At 68.8% G+C, this 20433-nt stretch carries 21 protein-coding genes and 1 tRNA gene; 2 read left to right on the forward strand and 20 right to left on the reverse strand.

Annotated elements, in window-relative coordinates; translation table 11 throughout:
* Nucleotides 1-6: 6 nt before the first annotated feature.
* The 14 genes from nuoK to tpiA form a co-directional block, all read right to left on the reverse strand.
* Nucleotides 7-312 carry an NADH-quinone oxidoreductase subunit NuoK gene (gene nuoK / locus SLW56_RS01255; RefSeq protein WP_017908131.1) on the reverse strand — a complete coding sequence of 102 codons (306 nt, stop codon included), beginning with the start codon at nt 310-312 and terminating at the stop codon, nt 7-9.
* Nucleotides 309-956: an NADH-quinone oxidoreductase subunit J gene (locus SLW56_RS01260; protein ID WP_017908130.1), complete on the reverse strand. Its 648-nt coding sequence runs from the start codon at nt 954-956 to the stop codon at nt 309-311. Before SLW56_RS01260 ends, nuoK begins: the two co-directional genes overlap by 4 nt.
* A gap of 9 nt (nt 957-965) precedes the next feature.
* The gene (gene nuoI, locus SLW56_RS01265) at nt 966-1454 is read right to left on the reverse strand and encodes an NADH-quinone oxidoreductase subunit NuoI (protein WP_012915532.1); all 489 of its coding nucleotides are present in this window, start codon (nt 1452-1454) and stop codon (nt 966-968) included.
* Nucleotides 1455-1457: 3 nt separating this feature from the next.
* Complete coding sequence (gene nuoH / locus SLW56_RS01270) at nt 1458-2549, reverse strand: NADH-quinone oxidoreductase subunit NuoH (RefSeq protein WP_017908129.1); 1092 nt, start codon at nt 2547-2549, stop codon at nt 1458-1460.
* Nucleotides 2546-4795, reverse strand: coding sequence for an NADH-quinone oxidoreductase subunit NuoG (nuoG, locus tag SLW56_RS01275; RefSeq protein ID WP_295970846.1), 2250 nt, complete (start codon nt 4793-4795; stop codon nt 2546-2548). The genes nuoH and nuoG overlap by 4 nt, the downstream gene beginning before the upstream one ends.
* A complete protein-coding gene (nuoF, locus tag SLW56_RS01280; RefSeq protein ID WP_148828923.1) occupies nt 4792-6135 on the reverse strand; it encodes an NADH-quinone oxidoreductase subunit NuoF in 1344 nt (447 codons plus the stop codon). The genes nuoG and nuoF overlap by 4 nt, the downstream gene beginning before the upstream one ends.
* 5 nt (nt 6136-6140) lie before the next feature.
* Nucleotides 6141-6668: an NADH-quinone oxidoreductase subunit NuoE gene (gene nuoE / locus SLW56_RS01285; protein WP_010343009.1), complete on the reverse strand. Its 528-nt coding sequence runs from the start codon at nt 6666-6668 to the stop codon at nt 6141-6143.
* Nucleotides 6665-7972: an NADH-quinone oxidoreductase subunit D gene (locus SLW56_RS01290; RefSeq protein ID WP_017912135.1), complete on the reverse strand. Its 1308-nt coding sequence runs from the start codon at nt 7970-7972 to the stop codon at nt 6665-6667. Before SLW56_RS01290 ends, nuoE begins: the two co-directional genes overlap by 4 nt.
* Nucleotides 7969-8718 carry an NADH-quinone oxidoreductase subunit C gene (locus SLW56_RS01295; RefSeq protein ID WP_026144075.1) on the reverse strand — a complete coding sequence of 250 codons (750 nt, stop codon included), beginning with the start codon at nt 8716-8718 and terminating at the stop codon, nt 7969-7971. Before SLW56_RS01295 ends, SLW56_RS01290 begins: the two co-directional genes overlap by 4 nt.
* Before the next feature lie 32 nt (nt 8719-8750).
* Entirely contained in the window at nt 8751-9305 is a 555-nt protein-coding gene (locus tag SLW56_RS01300; RefSeq protein WP_010343006.1) for an NADH-quinone oxidoreductase subunit B, read from the reverse strand.
* Nucleotides 9296-9652 carry an NADH-quinone oxidoreductase subunit A gene (locus SLW56_RS01305; protein WP_010343005.1) on the reverse strand — a complete coding sequence of 119 codons (357 nt, stop codon included), beginning with the start codon at nt 9650-9652 and terminating at the stop codon, nt 9296-9298. Before SLW56_RS01305 ends, SLW56_RS01300 begins: the two co-directional genes overlap by 10 nt.
* Nucleotides 9653-9759: 107 nt before the next feature.
* Nucleotides 9760-9844: transfer RNA gene (locus SLW56_RS01310), tRNA-Leu, on the reverse strand.
* A gap of 51 nt (nt 9845-9895) precedes the next feature.
* Nucleotides 9896-10330: a preprotein translocase subunit SecG gene (gene secG / locus SLW56_RS01315; protein WP_152245707.1), complete on the reverse strand. Its 435-nt coding sequence runs from the start codon at nt 10328-10330 to the stop codon at nt 9896-9898.
* A 62-nt stretch (nt 10331-10392) separates the two neighbouring features.
* Nucleotides 10393-11154 (reverse strand): triose-phosphate isomerase, encoded by a 762-nt coding sequence (gene tpiA / locus SLW56_RS01320; protein WP_043092571.1) that lies wholly within the window; start codon nt 11152-11154, stop codon nt 10393-10395.
* Between the two features lie 113 nt (nt 11155-11267).
* Here tpiA and SLW56_RS01325 point away from each other — a divergent pair, with 113 nt between their 5' ends.
* The gene (locus SLW56_RS01325) at nt 11268-12068 is read left to right on the forward strand and encodes an SDR family NAD(P)-dependent oxidoreductase (RefSeq protein ID WP_320694245.1); all 801 of its coding nucleotides are present in this window, start codon (nt 11268-11270) and stop codon (nt 12066-12068) included.
* A gap of 129 nt (nt 12069-12197) precedes the next feature.
* Here SLW56_RS01325 and SLW56_RS01330 read toward each other — a convergent pair whose 3' ends face one another.
* From SLW56_RS01330 to trpB, 5 genes are all read right to left on the reverse strand, one after another.
* Nucleotides 12198-13136: a 2-oxoglutarate and iron-dependent oxygenase domain-containing protein gene (locus tag SLW56_RS01330; RefSeq protein WP_242156702.1), complete on the reverse strand. Its 939-nt coding sequence runs from the start codon at nt 13134-13136 to the stop codon at nt 12198-12200.
* A gap of 117 nt (nt 13137-13253) precedes the next feature.
* Entirely contained in the window at nt 13254-14597 is a 1344-nt protein-coding gene (gene glmM / locus SLW56_RS01335) for a phosphoglucosamine mutase (protein ID WP_320694246.1), read from the reverse strand.
* A 142-nt stretch (nt 14598-14739) separates the two neighbouring features.
* Nucleotides 14740-15627, reverse strand: a complete 888-nt coding sequence (accD, locus tag SLW56_RS01340; RefSeq protein ID WP_267103765.1) for an acetyl-CoA carboxylase, carboxyltransferase subunit beta — start codon at nt 15625-15627, stop codon at nt 14740-14742.
* Between the two features lie 338 nt (nt 15628-15965).
* Nucleotides 15966-16769, reverse strand: a complete 804-nt coding sequence (gene trpA / locus SLW56_RS01345; RefSeq protein WP_295912108.1) for a tryptophan synthase subunit alpha — start codon at nt 16767-16769, stop codon at nt 15966-15968.
* 146 nt (nt 16770-16915) lie between these two features.
* Complete coding sequence (gene trpB / locus SLW56_RS01350) at nt 16916-18133, reverse strand: tryptophan synthase subunit beta (RefSeq protein WP_267085732.1); 1218 nt, start codon at nt 18131-18133, stop codon at nt 16916-16918.
* A gap of 97 nt (nt 18134-18230) precedes the next feature.
* Here trpB and SLW56_RS01355 point away from each other — a divergent pair, with 97 nt between their 5' ends.
* Entirely contained in the window at nt 18231-19133 is a 903-nt protein-coding gene (locus tag SLW56_RS01355; protein WP_320694247.1) for a LysR family transcriptional regulator, read from the forward strand.
* A gap of 163 nt (nt 19134-19296) precedes the next feature.
* Here SLW56_RS01355 and SLW56_RS01360 read toward each other — a convergent pair whose 3' ends face one another.
* On the reverse strand, nt 19297-20394 hold the full coding sequence (locus tag SLW56_RS01360; protein WP_267085731.1) for a toxic anion resistance protein: 1098 nt from the start codon (nt 20392-20394) through the stop codon (nt 19297-19299).
* Nucleotides 20395-20433 lie beyond the last annotated feature (39 nt).

Raw genomic sequence — 20433 nt, forward strand, 5'->3', positions numbered from 1 at the left:
TGCAGGTCAGCCCTTCAGCGAATCGACTTCGGCCACGTTGATCGTGTGGCGGGTACGGAACAGCGTCACCAGGATCGCGAGGCCGATGGCGGCTTCGGCCGCGGCCACGGTCAGGATGAAGAACACGAACAACTGGCCGGCGGCGTCGCCGAGCTCGCGCGAGAAGGCGACGAAGTTGATGTTGACCGACAGCAGCATCAGCTCGATCGACATCAGCAGCACGATGACGTTCTTGCGGTTGAGGAAGATGCCGGCCAGGGCGATGCAGAACAGCACCGCGCCGAGCGCCAGCAGATGGCCTAGGGAGATCATGGCTGGCCCTCCTGCGATGCCGGCGGAGTGTGGAGCGTGGGCTTTTCGGCGGCCATCTTGACCATGCGCAGACGGTCGCCGGCCTTGACCCGCGACTGGTCGCCCGGGTTCTGGGTCTTGATGCCGGTGCGCTTGCGCAGGGTCAGCATCACGGCGGCCACGACCGCCACGGTCAGGATGATCGCGGCGAACTCGAACGGCAGCAGGAACTGGGTGAACAGGGTCTTGGCCAGCCAGGTGATGTTGGAGGTGTCGGCGGCCTGCGCCGCGGCGTTGTCGGCCGGGAACGGCGCCGCGCTGCGCGCCTTCACGCCGATCAGGGTGACCATCTGCACCAGCATCGCCACTGCCACCACCAGGCCCACCGGCAGGTAGCGCACCCAGCCTTCGCGCATGCGGGCGGTGTCGATGTCCAGCATCATCACCACGAACAGGAACAGCACCATCACCGCGCCGACGTAGACCAGCACCAGGGTCACGCCGAGGAACTCGGCGCCCACCAGCAGCCACACGCAGGCGATGGAAAAGAACGTCAGGATCAGGCACAGCACCGCGTACACGGGGTTGCGCACGCTGATCACCGCGCCGGCGGCGACCGCGGCGATGGTGGCGAAGATCCAGAAAGCGATATTGACCCAATCCATTTCGGAACCTCAGCGGAAGGGAGCGTCGGCAGCGCGGCGCTCGGCGATCTCGGCCTCGAGCCGGTCTCCGATCGCCAGCAACTGCGGCTTGGTGACGATGTTCTCGCCGCGCTTTTCGAAGTGGTACTCCAGCACCTGGGTCTCCACGATCGAATCCACCGGGCAGCTTTCCTCGCAGAAGCCGCAGTAGATGCACTTGAACAGGTCGATGTCGTAGCGGGTGGTGCGGCGGGTGCCGTCCTCGCGCTTGGTCGAGTCGATGGTGATCGCCAGCGCCGGGCACACCGCCTCGCACAGCTTGCAGGCGATGCAGCGCTCTTCGCCGTTGGGATAGCGGCGCAGCGCGTGCAGACCGCGGAAGCGCGGCGACTGCGGGAACTTCTCCATCGGGTACAGCACGGTGTACTTGGGACGGAACGTGTACTTCAAGGTCAGCCACAGGCCGCCGAGCAGCTCGAGCAGCAGCAGGCTCTTGAAGTAATGGGTGATTTTATTCATCGCTTACACGCCCTTCTGGATCACGCCGTAGAACACCATCAATGCCGTCACCGCGATCCACACGATCGTCAGCGGGATGAACACCTTCCAGCCCAGGCGCATGATCTGGTCGTAGCGGTAGCGCGGGAAGCTGGCGCGGAACCAGATGTACGCGCTGGCGAAGAACAGCACCTTCATCAGCAGCCACGGCCAGCCGCCGGTCCAGATCCAGTTGACCCACGGCGAGATGTCCGCGGTGACCCAGCCCTGGATCGGGCTCAGCCAGCCGCCCAGGAAGAAGATCGAGACCAGGAAGCTGACCAGGATCATGTTGGCGTATTCGGCCAAGAAGAACAGCGCGAACGCACCGCCCGAATACTCGACCATGTGGCCGGCGACGATTTCCGACTCGCCTTCGACCACGTCGAACGGCGCGCGGTTGGTCTCGGCCACGCCGGACACCCAGTACACGATGAACAGCGGGAACAGCGGAATCAGGAACCAGTCGAAGAACCCGGAGCTGCCGGCCTGCGCCTGCACGATCGTGCTCAGGTTCAGGCTGCCGGCCGCGATCATCACGCCGACCAGGGCGAAGCCCATCGCGATCTCGTAGCTGACCACCTGCGCCGCCGAGCGCATCGCCCCCAGGAAGGCGTACTTGGAGTTGGACGCCCAGCCGGCCAGGATGATGCCGTACACGCCCAGCGAGGTCATCGCCAGCAGGTACAGCAGGCCGGCGTTGGCGTTGGACAGCACCAGCTTGGCGTCGAACGGCACCACCGCCCAGGCGGCGAAGGCCGGCGCCAGGGTGATCAGCGGCGCGATCACGAACATCGCCTTGTGCGAGCTGCTGGGCTGGATGATTTCCTTGAACAGCAGTTTGAAGACGTCGGCGAAGGCCTGGAAGATGCCCATGCCCACGTACATCGGCCCGTGGCGCACATGCATCCAGCCGATCAGCTTGCGCTCCCAGACCACGTAGAACGCCACCGCGATGATCACCGGCATGGCGATCAGCAGGATCTTCAGCACGATCCACAGAACCACGCCGAGGGCGCCCAGGCCGAGGAACCACTGGTGCAGCGGGTCGACCACGTTCAACAGCATCTCGTTCATGCAGCCACCACCGTCACCCGACCGGCGCCCAGCGGCGCGGTCGCGCCGTGGCCCGTTTCGATCCAGGCCGCGCCCGGCGCGACCCGCTTGTCCGTCGCCAGCGGCAACGTGGCGCTACCCGCCGCGGTGCCGACCTTGACCATCTGCCCGTCGCTCAGGCCCAGGCGCGCCGCCTCGTCCGGATGCAGCGCAATGCCCGGCGCGCGGTTCAGCGGATGCTGCTGCAGCGCCTGCGCGCGGCGCACCACCGCATCGGTGCGGTAGATCGCCGGACTGGCGGCCAGTTCCAGGCCCTCGTCCTGGCGTGCCGGCTGCGCCGAGCTCGCCGCGGCGACCTCGCGCGGCTGCAGGCCGTCGCGCAGCCCGGCCAGGTCGATGAACTCGAAGCCAGGCAGGCCCAGCTCGCCGCCGAGCGCGCGCAGCACGCGCCAGCCCTCGCGGGCCTCGCCCGGCAGCTTGCCGCCGGCGCGGGTGCGCTGGTCGCTGCCGTTGAGGTTGGTCAGCGTCGCCTCGATTTCCGGCAGCGCGCCGATCGGCAGGATCACATCGGCCACGTCGCGGGTGGAGGCGCAGGCGAAGTGGCTGAACGCCACCACCTTGGCGCCGGCCAGCGCGCTGCGCGCGGCGGCGGCGTCGGCGAAGTCCAGGCCCGGCTCCAGGCCGTACAGCACGTAGGCGCTGCGCGGCTCGGCCAGCATCGCGGCGACGTTGCGACCGCGCGGCAGCACGCCGTAGCGCGACAGGCCCAGCGCGTTGGCGCCCTGCGGGATGCGGCACAGCGCCGCGCCGGTGGCGGCGGCGAAGTCGCGCGCGGCGGCACGCAGGGCGGCGGCCTGCGGATGGTTCTCGGCCAGCGCGCCGACGATCAGCACCGCACGGCCGGCGCCCTGCACCGCCTCGCGCAGCGCGGCGTCGGCCAGCGCCTCGGCGAACTTCGACGGCGCCACGATCTGGCGGCCGGCCTGGTCGAAGGCCACGTCGAAATCGACCGGGTTGATCGAGTACACCTTGGTCTGGTGCTGCATCCGCGCCTTGCGCAGGCGTGCATGCAGCAGCGGCAGTTCATGGCGCAGGTTGCTGCCCAGGATCACCACCACGTCGGCCTGCTCGATCTCCGCCAGCGGCAGCGCGAACGGTTCGGCCAGCGCGGCATCGGAGAAGTCGCGGTTGTACACGCGGTGATCGAGGTTGCCGCTGTCCAGACCGTCGGCCAGGCGCGCCAGCAGCGCGCCCTCCTCGTTGGAGGTGGACGGATGCGCGAGCACGCCCAGCGCGTCGCCGCGGTTGGCCTTGAGGATCTCGCTCGCGGCGGACAGCCCTTCGGCCCACGACACCTCGCGCCACTGCCCGTCGACCTTGCGCATCGGCCGCAGCGCGCGGTCCTCGGCGTACAGGCCCTGGTGCGAGTAGCGGTCGCGGTCGGACAGCCAGCACTCGTTGACCGCTTCGTTGTCGCGCGGCACGGTGCGCAGCACTTCGCCGCGGCGCACGTGCAGGAACAGGTTGGAGCCCATCGCGTCGTGGTAGCCCAGCGACTCGCGCGCCACCAGTTCCCAGGGCCGCGCGCGGAACTGGAACACCTTGTTGGTCAGCGCGCCGACCGGGCACACGTCGACCACGTTGCCGGACAGCTCGGTGGTCAGCGGCTTGCCGTCGTAGGTGCCGATCTGCAGGTTCTCGCCGCGGTACATGCCGCCCAGCTCGTAGGTGCCGGCGATGTCCGCGGTGAAGCGCACGCAGCGGGTGCACTGGATGCAGCGGGTCATCTCGGTGGCGACCAGCGGCCCGATGTCCTCGTCCGGCACCACGCGCTTGCGCTCGTTGAAGCGGCTGACCGAACGGCCATAGCCCAGCGACACGTCCTGCAACTCGCACTCGCCGCCCTGATCGCAGATCGGGCAGTCCAGCGGATGGTTGATCAGCAGGAATTCCATGACGCTGCGCTGGTACTTCAGCGCCTTGTCGCTGCGCGTCTGCACCTTCATGCCGTCCATGACCGGCGTGGCGCAGGCCGGCGACGGCTTGGGCGACTTCTCGACATCGACCAGGCACATGCGGCAGTTGGCCGCGATCGGCAGCTTCTCGTGGTAGCAGAAGCGCGGGATCGGGATGCCGGCCTTGTCGGCGGCCTGGATGATCATCGAGCCCTTCGGCACGACCAGCGACTGGCCGTCGATCTCGACGGTCACATGGCCTTCCGGCACGACCGCGGGGGTCGCGCCGGGATTGTTGGGTTGCGCGCTCATGCGGCGGCTGCCTCCAGCTTCTTGCCGTCAACCATCGAATGACCGTTGACGATGTAGTACTCGAATTCGTCCCAGAACTGGCGCAGGAAGCCCTGGATCGGCCAGGCCGCCGCTTCGCCGAAGGCGCAGATGGTGTGGCCTTCGATCTGCCCGGCGACGGTGCGCAGCTGGTGCAGGTCTTCCATCGTGGCCTTGCCGGCCACGATGCGCTCCAGCACGCGATGCATCCAGCCGGTACCTTCGCGGCACGGGGTGCACTGGCCGCAGGACTCCTTGTGGAAGAACTGCGAGATGCGGCAGGCGAACTTCACGCAGCACACGCTGTCGTCCAGCACCACGATCGCACCCGAGCCCAGGCCGGTGCCCAGTGCGCGCAGGGTGTCGTAGTCCATCTGCAGGTCTTTGAGCTGCTCGGCCTTCAGCACCGGCATCGACACGCCGCCCGGGATCGCGCCCTTGAGGGTGCGACCCGGCTTCAGCCCGCCGGCCATTTCCAGCAGTTCGTCGAAGGTGGTGCCCAGCGGCACTTCGAAGTTGCCGCCCTTCTGCACGCAGCCGGACACCGAGAAGATCTTCGGGCCACCGTTCTTGGTCTTGCTCAAGCCCAGGAACCATTCCGGGCCGTTGCGGATGATCGCCGGCACCGACGCGTAGGTCTCGGTGTTGTTGATCGTCGACGGCTTGCCGTACAGGCCGAAGTTGGCCGGGAACGGCGGCTTGTAGCGCGGCTGGCCCTTCTTGCCTTCCAGCGACTCCATCAGCGCGGTCTCTTCGCCGCAGATGTAGGCGCCGGCACCGAGGGCGCCGTAGATGTCGATGTCGATGCCGCTGCCGAGGATGTCCTTGCCCAGCCAGCCATTGGCGTAGGCATCGGCCAGGGCCTGCTCGAAATGCTCGAACGGCTCGTGGTGGAATTCGCCGCGCAGGTAGTTGTAGCCCACGGTGGAGCCGGTGGCGTAGCAGGCGATGGCCATGCCCTCCACTACCGAATGCGGGTTGTAGCGCAGGATGTCGCGGTCCTTGCAGGTGCCCGGCTCGGACTCGTCCGAGTTGCACAGGATGTACTTCTGCGGCGCGCCCTTGGGCATGAACGACCACTTCAGGCCGGTCGGGAAGCCGGCGCCGCCACGGCCGCGCAGGTTCGACTGTTTGACCATCTCGATCACCTGCTCCGGCGGGATCTTCTCTTCGAGGATCTTGCGCAGCGCGGCGTAGCCACCGGTCTTCAGGTAGCTCTCGTAGGACCACGGGGTGTCGTAGTGCAGCGTGGTGTACACCACCTGGTGCGGCTGCGGCGCGGGGCCGACCGGACCGGTGGGGGCGTGGGGATGCTGTGCCATTGCCGTTACTCCAACCCGTCCAGCAATTCGTCGACCTTGTCCTTGGTCAGATGCTCATGGTAGTGGCCGTTGATGACCATCATCGGTGCGCCGGCGCAACCGGCCAGGCACTCTTCCTCGCGCTTGAGGTAGACGCGGCCGTCGGCGGTGGACTGGCCCAGCTTGCAGCCGAGCTTCTTCTCGGCGTGCGCGACCAGATCCTCGGCACCGTTGAGCCAGCAGCTGATGTTGGTGCAGAACGCGACGTTGTTGCGGCCGACCTTCTCGGTCTCGAACATCGAGTAGAAGCTGGCGACCTCGTAGGCCCACACCGGCGGCAGCTCCAGGTACTTGGCCACGCCGGCGATCAGTTCGTCGGTCAGCCAGCCCTGGTTCTGTTCCTGCGCGGCGTGCAGGCCCTGCAGCACCGCCGAACGCTTGCGGTCCGGCGGGAACTTGCTCAGCCAGTGATCGATGTGCGCGCGCGTCTTGTCGCTCAGCACCACCATCGGATCGACGTCGCGCGCCGCTTCGAAATTACCTGTCGCCTTCATCGGTCGACCTCACCAAACACCAGATCATAGGTACCAATCATCGCCACCACGTCGGCCAGCATGTGGCCGCGCACGATCGCGTCCATCGACGACAGATGGGCGAAGCCCGGCGCACGCAGGTGCACGCGGAACGGCTTGTTGGCGCCGTCGGACATCAGGTAGCAGCCGAACTCGCCCTTCGGCGCCTCGACCGCGCAGTAGGTCTCGCCGGCCGGCACGCAGTAGCCTTCACTGAACAGCTTGAAGTGATGGATCAGCGCTTCCATGTCGTCCTTCATCTCGGCGCGCTTGGGCGGCGCCACCTTGAAGTTCTCGACCATGACCGGGCCCGGGTTGGCCTTCAGCCACTGCACGCACTGCTTGATGATGCGGTTGGACTCGCGCATCTCGGCCACGCGCACCAGGTAGCGGTCGTAGCAGTCGCCGTTGGTGCCGAGCGGAATGTCGAAATCGACGCTGTCGTACTTGGCGTACGGCTGCTTCTTGCGCAGGTCCCAGGCGATGCCCGAGCCGCGCAGCATGGCGCCGGTCATGCCCCAGGCATAGGCCTGCTCCGGGGTGACCACGCCGATGCCGACGGTGCGCTGCTTCCAGATGCGGTTGTCGGTGAGCAGGGTCTCGTACTCGTCCACGCGCGCCGGGAAGGTGTTGGTGAACTCCTCCAGGAAGTCCAGCATCGAGCCTTCGCGCGCGGCATTGAGCCGCTTCAGCGCATTGCCCTTGTGCCAGCGCGATTCCTGGTACTTGGGCATGCGGTCCGGCAGGTCGCGGTAGACGCCGCCCGGACGGTAGTAGGTCGCGTGCATGCGCGCGCCCGACACCGCCTCGTACACGTCCATCAGCTCTTCGCGCTCGCGGAACGCGTACAGCATCACCGCCATCGCGCCCAGATCCAGGCCGTTGGAGCCGACCCACATCAGGTGGTTCAGGATGCGGGTGATCTCGTCGAACATGGTGCGGATGTACTGCGCACGCTCCGGCGCCTCGATCCCCATCAGGGTCTCGATCGCGCGGACGTAGGCGTGCTCGTTGCACATCATCGACACGTAGTCCAGGCGATCCATGTAGCCGATCGACTGGTTGAACGGCTTGGACTCGGCCAGCTTCTCGGTGCCACGGTGCAGCAGGCCGATGTGCGGATCGGCGCGGACCACGGTCTCGCCGTCCATTTCCAGGATCAGGCGCAGCACGCCGTGCGCGGCCGGATGCTGCGGGCCGAAGTTCATCGTGTAGTTGCGGATTTCCTGCTTGGCTTCGGCAGGATTGCTGGCGAACCCGTCGTGCGCCTGGTGGTACTCGCTCACTTGGCGGACTCCTTCTGTGCTTCGCCCGCCGCGGTCTGGTAGCGCGCATCGTCGCGGATCACGCGCGGCACGCCCACGCGCGGCTCCACCGAGGTCACCGGCTCGTAGATCACGCGCTGCTTCTCTTCGTCGTAGCGCACTTCGACGTTGCCGATCAGCGGGAAATCCTTGCGGAACGGATGGCCGACGAAGCCGTAGTCGGTGAGGATGCGGCGCAGGTCCGGGTGCCCGGCGAAGACCACGCCGAACAGGTCGAACGCCTCGCGCTCGAACCAGTTGGCGCCCGGCCAGATGTCGGTGACCGAGGCCACCACCGGCAGGTCTTCGTTCGGCGCGTAGCAACGCACGCGCAGACGCTGGTTGTGGCGGTAGGAAATCAGCTGCGCCAGCACCGCGAAACGCTGCTGTGGGACCGGCAACGGCTGGGCGCCGCCGGCAGCCTCACCGCTGGGGAACTCACCCCAGGCGAAACGGCCCACGGCCTTGCCTTCGACGCCGCGGCTGAAGCCGTGCGAGGACACGTCGGAGGTATCCCACTCGTCGCTGCCGTAGCCGAGGTAATCGACGCCGCACAGGTCGGACAGCTGTTCGAAACCGAACTCGTCGCGCAGCGCCAGGCAGGTGGCGTGCCAGGCGTCGGCCGGCACTTCCAGGGTGACTTCGCCGCGCGGAAGGGCTACGAAGACCTGGCTGCCGGGAAAACGGGCGCCGAGTCGGTCGCTAAAGGAAGATGCTTGCTCTGCCATGGGGGCTTGGCGTGCTCTCGAGGAAAGAGGAATCAGCGCGCGATGGTCTGGGTTCGCCAGATCTTCTTCTGCAACTGCAGGATGCCGTAGACCAGGGCCTCGGCGGTCGGCGGGCAACCGGGGACGTAGACGTCCACCGGCACGATGCGGTCGCAGCCGCGTACCACCGAATACGAGTAATGGTAGTAGCCGCCGCCGTTGGCGCAGCTGCCCATCGAGATGACCCACTTCGGGTCCGGCATCTGGTCGTAAACCTTGCGCAGCGCCGGGGCCATCTTGTTGACCAGGGTGCCGGCGACGATCATCACGTCGGACTGGCGCGGCGACGGGCGGAACACCACGCCGTAGCGGTCCAGGTCCAGGCGCGCGGCGCCGGCGTGCATCATCTCGACTGCGCAGCAGGCCAGGCCGAAGGTCATCGGCCACATCGAGCCGGTGCGCGCCCAGTTCAGCAGCGCGTCGACGCTGGTGGTGACGTAGCCCTTTTCCAGCAGCGGGTTTTCGCCTTCGGGACGCAGGATGTCGTCCACCCGCCCTTCCGGGATCGGGTTGGTCATCAGGCGATCCAGGGTCTGAATCACTCCCATTCCAGCGCTCCCTTCTTCCACACGTAAACAAAACCGAGGAACAGCATGCCGACGAACAGGCCCATGGTGACCAGGGAGCGAGCGCCCAGGTCCATGAACACCTGCGTCCACGGCACGATGAAGATGATTTCCAGATCGAAGACGATGAACTGGATGGCGATCAGGTAGTAGCGCACGTCGAACTTCATGCGCGCGTCCTCGAAGGCCTCGAAGCCGCACTCGTACGGCGAGAGCTTCTTCAGGTCGGGACGCCGGGGACCGAGGAACCGCCCCACCAGCATCAGCGCGACGCCGATACCGGTGGCCACGATCAGAAACAGCAGGGTCGGCAAATATTCGGCCAGCACTCGCGATTCTCTCTTGCCTGTGCCCGCACGCGTGCCGCGCAGGCATGGGATAGACGATTCTCCGAGCGAGGGCGTGATGCCTTCGCGCAGAAACCGTAGCCAAACAATGGTGCCCAAGAGGGGACTCGAACCCCTACGACCTAAGTCGCTACCACCTCAAGGTAGTGCGTCTACCAATTCCGCCACCTGGGCTTGCGTAAAACCTGCGCGGCAATCCCGCCGCGCAGCATATTGTAACCGCCTTCAGTCTTTCTGCGACGGGGCAGGCGACTTTTCTTGCGCTTTTTCCGGCGCCTGCTGGGCGGCCGGGGCGGCGGCGGGGGCAGCCGGCGCCGCGGCGGCGGCCGACGGCGCCTGCGGGACCTGCAGTTCGCCGGCCGGCGCAGCCGGCGCCGGGGTGGCCGACTGCGACATCACGCCCAGATTGGCGTCGGCCGGACGCGCGCTGTGGCCGGCGTACCAGGCCATGAACAGGCTGATGGCGAAGAACACCACCGCCAGCCACTTGGTCGACTTGGACAGGAAGTTGGACGCGCCGCGCGATCCGAACACGGTGCCGGACGCGCCGGCGCCGAACCCGGAACCCGCCGCCGCACCGGCGCCGCGTTGCATCAGGATCAGCGCGATCATCGCGATCGCCACCAGCACGTAGACCACATTGAGGATGACCATCAGCATTTCGAAATCCGTCCGGACAGTACGACTTGGGGGACGAACGGCCGCCAGCGGCGGCCGTTCGCTCAACAGGTGGCCGCCGCTCGCACGATGGCCAGGAATTCCGCGGCGACCAGCGAGGCGCCGCCCACCAGCCCACCATCGACATCCGGCTGCGCGAACAGCTCGGCGGCGTTGTCGGGCTTGACGCTGCCGCCATACAGGATCGGCAACGAATCCGCGATTCTAGCATCGCGCGCCGCCACTTCGCCACGGATGAACGCGTGCACCGCCTGCGCCTGCGCCGGGCTGGCGGTGCGGCCGGTGCCGATCGCCCAGACCGGCTCGTAGGCCACCACCGCGCGGCCGAAGCCCTCGGCGCCGACCAGATCCAGCACCGGCGCCAGCTGCGCGGCGATGACCGCCTCGGTGCGCCCGGCCTCGCGCTGCTCCAGGGTCTCGCCCACGCACAGGATCGGGACCAGCCCGGCGTGCAGGGCGGCGGCGAACTTGCGCGCGACCAGCTCGCTGCTCTCCTGGTGGTACTGGCGCCGCTCCGAATGCCCGACCAGGCCATAGTCGGCGCCCACGTCCACCAGCATCGCCGCCGACACCTCGCCGGTGTAGGCGCCCTTCTCGTTGCTGCTGACGTCCTGCGCGCCGAAGCGCAGCAGCCGGTCCTCGAAATGCTCGATCAGGTCGCCCAGGTACGGCAGCGGCGGCAGGATCACGACCTCCACGCCGTGCTCGGCCTCGTGCAGCCCGGTGACGATCTCCCGTACCAGGTCGGCGGCGAAGTGGCGGGTGCCATGCAATTTCCAGTTTCCGGCTACGATCTTGCGTCGCATCGGCGCATCTCCGGCGAAAAAGTGCCGAGAGGATAGCCGATGCGCCGCCAAGGGCAGGCATCGCCCCTGCCCCGCCCTGCGCCACGCCGCCCGCTCCACGCCCAGAGACCGTCATGACCCAGCTTCCCGGCTACGCCCTGATCACCGGCGCCTCCAGCGGCATCGGCCGCGAGATCGCCCGCGAATACGCCCGCCGCGGCGTGCCGCTGATCCTGACCGCGCGCCGCGAGGCGCAGTTGCAGACGCTGGCCGCCGAACTGCGGCCGCAGGTGCCGGTGGAGGTACTGGTCGCGGACCTGGCCGATCCGGCCGCGCCAGCCGCGCTGGTGGCCGAGATCGAACGGCGCGGGCTGGCGGTGCGGATCCTGGTCAACAACGCCGGCTACGGCGTGCCCGGCCGCTACATCGCCCAGGACTGGGCGGTGCACGCGGCGTTCCTGCAGGTGATGGTCGGCGCGGTCTGCGAACTGACCTGGCGGCTGCTGCCGGCGCTGCGCGCCAGCGGCCACGGCCGCATCCTCAACGTCGCCTCGTTCGCCGCCCTGGTGCCCGGCGCGGACGGCCATACCCTGTATGCGGCGGCGAAGAGCTTCATGCTGCGCTTCAGCGAATCGCTGGCGCTGGAGAACGCCGACCGCGGCGTCGGTGTCTGCGCGCTGTGCCCCGGCTTCACCTGGTCCGAGTTCCACGACGTCACCGGCACCCGCGAACAGATGAACGCCCTGCCGCGCTGGATCTGGCTGCAGACCGCCGCCGTGGCCCGCGCCGGCATCGACGGCGCCGAACGCGGCAAGGTGCGGGTGGTCCCCGGCGCGGTCTACCGCGCCCTGCTCGGCCTCACGGCACTACTGCCCAATGCCCTGCTGCTGCGGATGATGGGCCGCGGCTCGCATCGGATCAGGAGTGTGGAATGAGGCTGGGAATGGAGAAACGGGAAAGGGGAATGGGAACAGCCGCGCCTCCAAGCCGACGAAGGCCTGTAGCAACACTGGGCACGGAAACCCGCTTTTACCGATTCCCCACTCCCTATTCCCGATTCCCAGCTACTTCAGCTTGATCTCGCGCAACCTCTCTTCCAGATACCCCTGCGCGGTGATCGGCTCGGGATAGCGGCTGGGGTTGTCGGCGCTGACGCAGGACGGCAGCACGTCGATCACGAAGTCCGGGTTCGGGTGCAGGAAGAACGGTACCGAGTAGCGCGGCTGGCGCGCCTGCTCGCCCGGGGGGTTGACCACGCGGTGGGTGGTCGAGGGGTACACGTGGTTGGTCAGGCGCTGCAGCATGTCGCCGATGTTGACCACGATGGTGTCGGCGTCGGAGGTGAACGGCACCCACTCGCCCTGCTTGGACTTCACTTCCAGGCCGGCGGCGCTGGCGCCGACCAGCAGGGTGATCAGGTTGATGTCCTCGTGGGCGCCGGCGCGCACGTTGGGGATGTCGTCGGCGGTGATCGGCGGGTAGTGGATCGGGCGCAGGATCGAGTTGCCCGAATCGGTCTTGTCGACGAAGTAGTGCTCGGGCAGGCCGATGTGCAGGGCCAGCGCCGACAGCACACGCGCGCCGAGCTGGTCCAGCGCCTGGTACAGGCCGTAGCCGTGGGCGCGGAAGCCGGGCACTTCGCTCGGCCACAGGTTCGGCGGCATCACCGCGCGGTACGGGGAGTCGTCGGCGATCTCGCGGCCGATGTGCCAGAACTCCTTCAGGTCGAAGTGCTTGGAGTCCTTGGCGGTCTCCACGCCGAAGGCGGTATAGCCGCGCGCGCCGCCGCTGCCGGGCAAGTGGTAGGTGCGCTTGGTCTCCTCGGGCAGGGCGAAGAACGCCTTGAACACGTCGTAGGCCGCGTCGATCTGCGCCTGCGCGATGCCGTGGTTGCGGATGCCGGCGAAGCCCCACTCGCGGTAGGCCGCGCCCAGCTCGGCGACGAAGGCCTCGCGGTCGGTGTCGAAACGGGTGATGTCGAGGGTGGGAATGCGCGCAGTCATGGCAGGAACCGTCATCTCGTGAGAGGAAGCAAACGCCGCGCTCAGCGCAGCAGGCGATACAGCAGGTAGAACGTGACCGCCTTGGCGACGATCACGAAGAGGGCAATGGCGATCGACTCACGCCGCGTCACGGACCGCCTCGGCCAGGGCGTCGAGGGTCTGCCGCATCAATGCGGCATCGTCGGCCTCGACCGTGACCCGCACCACCGGTTCGGTGCCGGAGGCGCGCAGAAAGGCGCGCCCGCGCCCCTGCACCGCCGCCTGCGCCGCGGCCAGCGCGGCCTTCACGGTCTCGGCCTCGAGCGGGCGCACGCCCGGCTGCAGGCGCACGTTGACCGTCTGCTGCGGCACCTTCTGCAGCCCGGCCAAGGCCTGGCGCAGGGTCTGCCGCGAGCGCTTGAGCACTTCCAGCACCTGCAGCGCGCTGACGATGGCATCGCCGGTGGTGGCGCGGTCCAGGCACAGCATGTGCCCGGAGGCCTCGCCGCCGAGCACCCCGCCCTGTTCCACCAGTGCCTGGTGCACGTAGCGGTCGCCGACCTTGGCGCGCAGGAACGGCACCTGCAACGCGGCCAGCGCCCGTTCCAGGCCATAGTTGGTCATCAGCGTGCCGACTACCGGGCCGTGCAGGCGGCCGCTGGCCTGCCAACCGCAGGCCAGCACGTACAGCAGACCGTCGCCGTCGACCGGGTTGCCCTGATCGTCGGTCATCAGCACGCGGTCGCCGTCGCCGTCGAAGGCGATGCCCAGGTGCGCGCCATGCTCGCGCACGTTGGCGGCGAGGTTGTCGATGTGCATCGAGCCGACGCCGGCGTTGATGTTGAGCCCGTCCGGCGCGGCGCCGATCGCGATCACCTCCGCGCCCAGTTCGCGGAACAGCAGCGGCGCGATGTGGTAGGTCGCGCCGTGCGCGCAGTCCAGCACCAGTTTCAGCCCGCGCAGGTCGAAGCCGCGCGGCACGCTCGCCTTGCAGAACTCGATGTAGCGGCCGATCGCCTCGCGCGCGCGCATCGCCTTGCCCAGCCGCTCGGACTCGACCGTGGCGAACGGCGCGTCCAGCGCGGCCTCGATCGCCTGCTCGGTGGCGTCATCGAGCTTCTCGCCGTGGGCGGAGAAGAACTTGATGCCGTTGTCGTAGTGCGGATTGTGCGAGGCGCTGATGACGATGCCGGCGTCGGCACCGAGAGTGCGCGTGAGGAACGCCACCGCCGGAGTCGGCATCGGCCCGAGCAACTGCACGTTGGCGCCTGCCGCGACCAGCCCGGCCTCCAGCGCCGACTCGAACATGTAGCCGGAGATGCGCGTGTCCTTGCCGATCACCACGGTCGGCCGCGCGGTGCCGCCGGCGACCAGCACGCGGCCCAGCGCATTGCCCAGGCGCATCACGAAATCGGCGGAAATCGCCCCCTGCCCGACCCGGCCGCGGATGCCGTCGGTGCCGAAGTATTTGCGTTGACTCATGCGCTGGGGAATCGGGAATGGAGAATCGGGAATCGGGAACAGCCGGAGACGTCCAGGGATCGCGACAAGCACGGGCTTGCCGCGCGATGCAACGCACGCGCGCGACCACGATTCCCTATTCCCGATTCGCGATTCCCGGCCGTCATGCCGCCTCGCTCTTCGCCGGGGCCGGCTGCCGCATCATCAGCGCCAGCAGTTCGGACAGGCGGTCGCGCAGTTCGCGGCGGTCGCAGATCTGGTCGATGGCGCCATGCTCGAGCAGGAATTCCGAGCGCTGGAAGCCTTCTGGCAGGGTCTCGCGCACGGTCTGCTCGATCACGCGCGGGCCGGCGAAGCCGATCAGCGCGTACGGCTCGGCGATGTTGATGTCGCCGAGCATGGCGAAGCTGGCCGAGACGCCGCCGGTGGTGGGATGGGTCAGCACCGACACGTACGGCAGGCCGGCCTCGCGCAGGCGACCGAGCGCGGCCGAGGTCTTGGCCATCTGCATCAGCGAAAACAGGCCTTCCTGCATGCGCGCGCCGCCGCTGGCGGAGAAGCACACGAACGGTGCGCCGATCTTCAGCGCGGTCTCCGCGGCCAGGGCGAAGCGCTCGCCGACCACCGAGCCCATCGAGCCGCCCATGAAGGCGAAATCGAACGAAGCGGCGACCAGCGGCTGGCCCTTGAGCAGGCCCTGCATCGCCACCAGCGCGTCGTATTCGCCGGTGCTCTTCTGTGAGGCCTTGATGCGCTCGCCGTACTTCTTCTGGTCCTTGAACTTGAGCGCGTCGGTCGGACCCAGGCGCGCACCGATCTCGGTCGGCGCGGTGTCGGCGTCGAACAGCGCGGCCAGGCGCGCGCGCGCGCGGATCGCCATGTGGTGGCCGCACTTCGGGCACACCTCCAGGTTATCCTCCAGTTCCGGCCGGTACAGCACGGCGCTGCAGTTGGGACATTTCTCCCACAAGCCTTCGGGAACGCTGCGCTTCTTGCTGGGCGTGCTGTCGGTGCGGATGCCCGAAGGCATCAATTTGCTGAGCCAACTCATGCGATGTGACGATCCATTGGGCGGCCGCGAGAGCCGCAGAGGGGCGACAGTCTAACTCGGTCCCCCGGTGGCCTGCAGACGGTGGCGCATGGAGCGGCCGGGCCGGCCGGTAGCGGCGCGGCCGCCGCCAGGACGCCTGCTGCGGCCGCGCAACGCGGGACGTGCGGTAGCGTCGCCGCCATCCCGCATCGTCGACACCTAAGCGGGGGCTAGCGACGGCGCGTGCCGTCCGACCAACGATGCATGTACCGCATGCTCCGCACGCACCACATTTGCGGCATTGCGGCAAAACGCGAACGCCCGCGCGCGGCGGGCGTTCGCGACGGACCAGGCGGGGCTCAGCCCGCGTCCAGCGCCTGCCGCAGCGGCGTCAGGAACGCCAGGGCGGCGTCGCGCGCGGCCTGCGGGCTGCCGGCCTCGGCCAGCGCCGCGACCAGCGCGCTGCCGACCACCACGCCGTCGGCATCGACCGCCATGGCCTTGGCGCTGGCGGCGTCCTTGATGCCGAAGCCGGCCACCACCGGCACCGGGCAGCGCGCGCGCAACTGGCGCAGGCGATCGCCGGCGGCACGGGTATCCAGCCGGTCGGCGCCGGTCACGCCGGCGAAGCTGACGTAGTACAGATAGCCGCGCGCCGCCTCGCACAACAGGGCGATGCGCGCGTCGCTGGTGGTCGGCGAGGCCAGCACGATCAGGTCCAGGCCGGCGTCGGCGAAGACCGTCAGGGTCTCGGCCGACTCCTCCGGCGGCAGGTCGACCAGCAGTACGCCGTCCACGCCGGCCGCCACCGCCTCCTCGGCGAAGCGCGCGGTGCCGTGGATCTCCACCGGGTTGAGGTAGCCCATCAGCACCACTGGCGTGGTGGCGTCGTCGCGACGGAACGCGCTGACCGTCTCCAGCACGTAACGCAGGCCGGCGCCGCGCGCCAGCGCGCGCTCGGAACTGCGCTGGATGGTCGGGCCGTCGGCCATCGGATCGGAGAACGGCACGCCCAGTTCGATCACGTCGGCACCGGCCTCGACCAGCGCATGCATCGCCGGCACGGTCGCCTCCAGCGACGGATCGCCGGCGGTGAGGAAGGGGATCAGGGCCTTGCGGCCTTGGGCATCGAGTCGGGCGAAGGTATCGGCGAGGCGGTTCATGGGGGACCTATGCACCCCTCTCCCACCGGGAGAGGGGTTGGAGTGAGGGGAATAGGCGAAGCGGTGCGGAATGTGAGTACGGGGCTGCGCCCGCACCCGCATCCGGCGCTCCGCGCCACCTTCTCCCGAAGGAGAAGGGCAAAGCGTTACAGCGTCAGCCCCTCGCGCGCGGCGATGGTGTGCACATCCTTGTCGCCGCGGCCGGACAGGTTGCACAGCACCAGCGCGTCCTTGGGCAATTCGCGCGCCAGCTTGATCGATTGCGCCACGGCGTGGCTGGACTCCAGCGCGGCGAGGATGCCCTCGGTATGCGCCAGCAGGTGGAACGCGGCCAGCGCCTCGTCGTCGGTGATGCCATGGTAGATGGCGCGGCCGCTGTCGGCCAGGAACGCGTGCTCCGGACCCACGCCCGGGTAGTCCAGGCCGGCGGACACCGAATGGGTCTCGACGATCTGCCCGTCGTCGTCGCAGATCACGTAGGTGCGGTTACCGTGCAGCACGCCGGGGCGACCGGCGGCGATCGAGGCGGCATGGCGGCCGCTGCCGATGCCGTCGCCGGCGGCCTCGGCACCGTAGATCTTCACCGAGGCGTCGTTGAGGAAGGCATGGAACAGGCCGATGGCGTTGCTGCCGCCGCCGACGCAGGCGCTGATCGCATCCGGCAGGCGGCCGTAGTCGCGCAGCATCTGCTCACGCGCCTCGCGGCCGACGATGGCGTTGAAGTCGCGCACCATGCGCGGGTAAGGATCGGGACCGGCGACGGTGCCGATGATGTAGAAGGTGTCCTGCACGTTGGTCACCCAATCGCGCATCGCCTCGTTGAGCGCGTCCTTGAGCGTGGCCGAGCCGGAATGCACCGGCACCACCGTGGCGCCGAGCAGCTTCATCCGGTAGACGTTGATCTTCTGCCGCTCGATGTCGGTGGCGCCCATGTACACCACGCACTCCAGGCCCAGCCGCGCGGCCACCGTGGCGCTGGCCACGCCGTGCTGGCCGGCGCCGGTCTCGGCGATGATGCGGGTCTTGCCCATGCGGCTGGCCAGCAGCGCCTGGCCGATGGTGTTGTTGATCTTGTGCGCGCCGGTGTGGTTCAGGTCCTCGCGCTTGAGCAGGATCTGCGCGCCGCCCACTTCGCGGCTGAGCCGCTCGGCGTGATAGATCGGGCTGGGCCGGCCGACGTAGTGGGTCAGGTCCTTGTCGTAGGCGGCGATGAAGGCCGGATCCTGGCGCGCGGCGTCGTAGGCCGCGGCCAACTCCTGCAGCGGGCCGATCAGGGTCTCGGCGACGAAACGGCCGCCGTAGCGGCCGAAATGGCCGGCGGCGTCGGGGTAGGCGTGGAAGTCGCTGACGGGGACAGAGGACATGGCGCAACCGGGGGCAACAGGACAGGCCTGCACTTTAGCGCACACGTTCCCACAGAAAAACCGATAAAGTCTGACGCAATCCGTCAGGAAAACTCACATGACCAGCACGCGCCGCCTGCCCTCGCTCAACGCCCTGCGTGCGTTCGAGGCCGCCGCGCGGCTGCGCAGCGTCGGCGAGGCGGCGGCGGAACTGCATGTCACCCATGGCGCGGTGAGCCGTCAGGTGCGGCTGCTGGAGCAGGAACTGGGGCTGCCGCTGCTGCAGCGCGACGGCCGCGGCATCCGCCCGACCGCCGCCGGCACGCGCCTGTGCGAGGCAGCCGGCGCGGCGTTCGCGCAACTGCACGAGGCGGTGGCGGAACTGCGCCGTCCCGCGCGGCCGACCGCGCTGGTGCTGGGCTGCCCCGGCAGCATCCTGGCCCGCTGGATGATTCCGCGGCTGCAGGCGCTGCAGCGCGACCTGCCGGCGCTGACCCTGCACCTGTCCGCGCACGAGGGCGACTTCGCCGCCGACCTGGACGGCCTGGATGCGGCGCTGCTGCTGGGTCAGGCGCCGTGGCCGGCGGACTGGCAGGTGCGCGTGCTGGCGCCGGAGCGGATCGGCCCGGTACTCAGCCCTGCCCTGCCGCAGGCACCGGCACTGGCCGCGGCTGCACCGGCGGCGCTGCAGGGGCTGCCGCTGCTGCATACGGTGTCGCGCCCGCAGGCCTGGCCGGCCTGGGCCGAGGCGCAGGGACTGGCGCCGGCGCAGTTGCGCTACGGCACCGGCTTCGAACACCTGTACTACCTGCTGGAGGCGGCGCTGGCCGGGATCGGCGTGGCGATCGCGCCGCAGCCGCTGGTCGCCGACGACCTGGCCAATGGCCGCCTGCTGGCGCCCTGGGGCTTCGTCGACACCGGCGGGCAGTGGGCGCTGTGCGCGCGGCGGGAGCAGCAGGATCCACGGGTGGAGGCGTTGGCCGGGTGGTTGGCCGGCGAGTTGCGGGAGGATCGCGGCTAGGCGTATTGCCTGGCCTGTTCGCCGGCAATTCGCGGCGCAACCGCGCTGTACAGGACGCTTGGCCGCGACGCTTGGCGTGCGCGGGAGTGGAGGTGTCTGTCGCGGCTGAAGCCGCTCTACATGGGTGGGTGGGGCGTCGAGCGCCCATCGGCGGGCGCGCGCGTCAGCCCGGCTGCGCCGGCGCGGCCAGGCGCCGCTGCAGGTCGTCGCGCAGCCGGCTCAGCTCGACCTCGGCGGCGCGCCGCTGCTGCATGCCGTCGCGGTGGATCTCGCGCACCTCCTCCACCGTGGCGATCAGTTGCTCGTGCACGTGGCGCAGCGTGTCCATATCGATCACCGCGCGTTGGTTGGCGCGCGCCGTGTCCACCGAGGCCTGCCGCAGCAGGTCGGCGTTGCGGCGCATGATGTCGTTGGTGGCATCGTCGATGGCGTTGGACAGCACCGCCGCGTTCTGCTGCTCGTGCAGCGACAGCTGGATCGCGAACTGGCGCTTCCACGACGGGATGGTGATGTCGCGGACGGTGTTGAACTTCTCGATCAGTTGCAGCGCGTTGGCCTGAATCAGCCGGATCATCGGCAGCGCCTGCTCGGCCGCGTGCTGCATCACCTGCAGGTCGCCGACGCGCTTGTCGAGCAGGCGCAGGGCGGTATCGATCTCGGCGCGCTGGCCGCGCGCCTGCGGATCGTCCTGGCCCGCCAGCGCCAGGTGCTGTTGCTGCAGTTCGGCCAGGCGCAGCTTGCCGGCAGCGACGTGCAGTCCCAGTTCGCGGCGCTCGGCCTGCACCATCTGGTGCATGCGGTCGAATTCGCCCACGCGCTGGCCGAGGTTGGCCTGCTGCGCGCCGACGTCGCGCAGCAGTTGTTCGATCTGCCGGTTGGTGTCGCTGAACTTCTGCACCAGTTCGTCCTTGGACGCGCGCAGGCGATCGATCAGGCCGCCGATCAGCGGCACCCGCGAGCGCTCGCCGAGCTGGTCCAGCTTGAGCGCGCGCGCGATCCGCACCACTTCGCCGAGCTTGTCGCCGCTGGCCTCCAGGTCGCGGTTGCGGACCTGGTCCAGCAACTGGCTGGAGAACGCGGCGGTCTGCGCGGCGACCTCGGTGCCGAACAGGTGCAGGCTGCCGGGCGTGAGTTCGCGCAGGCCCTGCGCCAGCGCCGCGATCTGCGCACGATCGTCCGGCACCAGGCCGAGCGCCTTGAGCTCGGCTTCGTCGGGTTGCAGCGGCAGGCTCTGCGGCGTCAGCGGGTGTTCCTGGGTCATCATGGTTCTCCTTCGATAGCGATTCGCGGCGGCGGCGCA

Source organism: Xanthomonas sp. LF07-6 (assembly GCF_034105445.1).
GTDB lineage: Bacteria > Pseudomonadota > Gammaproteobacteria > Xanthomonadales > Xanthomonadaceae > Xanthomonas_A > Xanthomonas_A sontii.